The 2,500-nt window shown below is 57.2% G+C and carries 1 tRNA gene and 2 rRNA genes (1 of these 3 only partly in view); all 3 read left to right on the top strand.

The features are described 5' to 3' along the window. Nucleotides 1–2,103 (top strand): 23S ribosomal RNA (locus JM664_RS16185) (it extends 761 nt beyond the left edge of the window). Between the two features lie 64 nt (nt 2,104–2,167). Next, a 5S ribosomal RNA gene (rrf, locus tag JM664_RS16180) occupies nt 2,168–2,282 on the top strand. A gap of 47 nt (nt 2,283–2,329) precedes the next feature. Beyond that, nucleotides 2,330–2,406: transfer RNA gene (locus tag JM664_RS16175), tRNA-Met, on the top strand. Nucleotides 2,407–2,500: the final 94 nt, after the last annotated feature.

Below are 2,500 nucleotides of genomic sequence, written 5' to 3'. Positions count from 1 at the left end.
AAGGTTGGGTAACACCAACTGGAGGTCCGAACCCACACCTGTTGAAAAAGGTCGGGATGAGTTGTGCCTAGGGGTGAAAGGCCAATCAAACTCGGAGATAGCTGGTTCTCCGCGAAAGCTATTTAGGTAGCGCGTCATCTGAATACCCCGGGGGGTAGAGCACTGGATGGGTAATGGGGCCCCACAGGCTTACTGATCCTAACCAAACTCCGAATACCCGGGAGTACTGGATGGCAGACACACGGCGGGTGCTAACGTCCGTCGTGGAGAGGGAAACAACCCTGACCTACAGCTAAGGCCCCCAATTCGTGGCTAAGTGGGAAAGCATGTGAGACGGCCAAAACAACCAGGAGGTTGGCTTAGAAGCAGCCATCCTTTAAAGATAGCGTAACAGCTCACTGGTCTAATTTAAGCTGTCTTGCGGCGAAGATGTAACGGGGCTCAAGCCACGAGCCGAAGCTTAGGATGTGCGCAAGCACATGGTAGCGGAGCGTCGTGTGACGCAGTCCGCGCCTCTTTAGCGGCGTCAGCCGTTACGGAGGCCTGGACTCGACTGTGAAGCCGGCCTGTGAGGGATCCGGTGGAGTGATCACGAGCGAGAATGATGACATGAGTAGCGACAAACAGGGTGAGAAACCCTGTCGCCGAAAGTCCAAGGGTTCCTGCTTAAAGCTAATCTGAGCAGGGTGAGCCGGCCCCTAAGGCGAGGCAGACATGCGTAGCCGATGGGAACCAGGTGAATATTCCTGGGCCAGGAGGATGTGACGGATTGCAGGTGTAGTTCGACCTTATCGGATTGGTCGGGCTGCTGAGCAGTTCCTGGAAATAGCCCTCCATGAGACCGTACCCGAAACCGACACAGGTGGACTGGTAGAGAATACCAAGGCGCTTGAGAGAACGATGTTGAAGGAACTCGGCAAAATACCTCCGTAAGTTCGCGAGAAGGAGGCCCGGGTGCTGGGCAACCAGTGTCCGGGGGCACAAACCAGGGGGTGGCGACTGTTTACTAAAAACACAGGGCTCTGCGAAGTCGCAAGACGACGTATAGGGTCTGACGCCTGCCCGGTGCCGGAAGGTTAAAAGGAGGGGTGCAAGCTCCGAATTGAAGCCCCGGTAAACGGCGGCCGTAACTATAACGGTCCTAAGGTAGCGAAATTCCTTGTCGGGTAAGTTCCGACCTGCACGAATGGCGTAACGACTTCCCCGCTGTCTCCAACATCGACTCAGCGAAATTGAATTGCCTGTCAAGATGCAGGCTTCCCGCGGTTAGACGGAAAGACCCCGTGCACCTTTACTACAGCTTCACACTGGCATCAGGCATGCGATGTGCAGGATAGGTGGTAGGCTTCGAAGCCCGGACGCTAGTTCGGGTGGAGCCACCCTTGAGATACCACCCTTCGCCTGCTTGATGTCTAACCGCGGACCGTCATCCGGTTCCGGGACCCTGTGTGGCGGGTAGTTTGACTGGGGCGGTCGCCTCCCAAAGAGTAACGGAGGCGCGCGAAGGTTGGCTCAGAGCGGTCGGAAATCGCTCGTTGAGTGCAATGGCAGAAGCCAGCCTGACTGCAAGACTGACAAGTCGAGCAGAGTCGAAAGACGGCCATAGTGATCCGGTGGTCCCGCGTGGAAGGGCCATCGCTCAACGGATAAAAGGTACGCCGGGGATAACAGGCTGATGGTGCCCAAGAGTCCATATCGACGGCACCGTTTGGCACCTCGATGTCGGCTCATCTCATCCTGGGGCTGGAGCAGGTCCCAAGGGTACGGCTGTTCGCCGTTTAAAGAGGTACGTGAGCTGGGTTTAGAACGTCGTGAGACAGTTCGGTCCCTATCTGCCGTGGGTGTAGGATACTTGAGAGGAGTTGCCCCTAGTACGAGAGGACCGGGGTGAACGATCCACTGGTGGACCTGTTGTCGTGCCAACGGCAGTGCAGGGTAGCTATGATCGGACAGGATAACCGCTGAAGGCATCTAAGCGGGAAGCCCCCCTCAAAACCAGGTATCCCTGAGGACCGTGGTAGACCACCACGTCGATAGGCCGGAGATGTACGCCGTGCAAGCGGCTCAGTTGACCGGTACTAATTGTCCGACAGGCTTGATTCGATCCAGTGACGACACCGCCGCCCCTGGCGAAAGCACGACTTGGGAAAACAGGGTCTTCACTCGGTTTGGTGGTCATAGCGCGAGCAAAACACCCGATCCCATCCCGAACTCGGCCGTTAAGTGCCGCCGCGCCGATGGTACTGCGTCTCAAGACGTGGGAGAGTAGGTCGCCGCCAAACCTAGCGAAGACCCAAAACCCGTATCTCTCGACACGATGAAAAAATGCCGCGGGGTGGAGCAGCCCGGTAGCTCGTCAGGCTCATAACCTGAAGGTCGTAGGTTCAAATCCTACCCCCGCAACCAAATTCCTGAACGATATTAGAGACATAAGGGTAGGTCCCGGCGCTCGCGCCGGGGCCTTTTGCGTCGGGGCAACACACGGGCAACAGAGGCCGGT

The organism is Roseitranquillus sediminis (assembly GCF_016918935.1).
Taxonomy (GTDB): domain Bacteria; phylum Pseudomonadota; class Alphaproteobacteria; order Rhodobacterales; family Rhodobacteraceae; genus Roseitranquillus; species Roseitranquillus sediminis.
Note: the sequence above shows the minus strand (reverse complement) of the source record. Positions and strands in the feature narration are given on the sequence as shown.